Origin of the sequence: Staphylococcus sp. EG-SA-17, from assembly GCF_017151845.1 — a bacterium.
GTDB classification, from domain to species: domain Bacteria; phylum Bacillota; class Bacilli; order Staphylococcales; family Staphylococcaceae; genus Staphylococcus; species Staphylococcus aureus.
In genome coordinates this window covers 1-217 of record NZ_JACVZO010000199.1, presented here as the reverse complement: position 1 = coordinate 217, position 217 = coordinate 1, and the positions used below count along the sequence as shown (strand labels likewise).

Annotated in this window: 1 protein-coding gene; it reads left to right on the top strand. The window is 41.5% G+C overall.

Annotated elements, in window-relative coordinates; genetic code table 11:
* On the top strand, positions 1-217 hold a 217-nt coding region (locus IDG65_RS15195), incomplete at both ends, for a G5 domain-containing protein (protein ID WP_206174286.1).

Here is a 217-nt window from a genome sequence, read left to right as displayed (position 1 = left end):
AGAATCCAGACACAGGAAAAGTGATCGAAGAGCCAGTGGATGATGTGATTAAACACGGACCAAAAACGGGTACACCAGAAACAAAAACAGTAGAGATACCGTTTGAAACAAAACGTGAATTTAATCCGAAGTTACAACCTGGTGAAGAGCGAGTGAAACAAGAAGGACAACCAGGAAGTAAGACAATCACAACACCAATCACAGTGAACCCATTAAC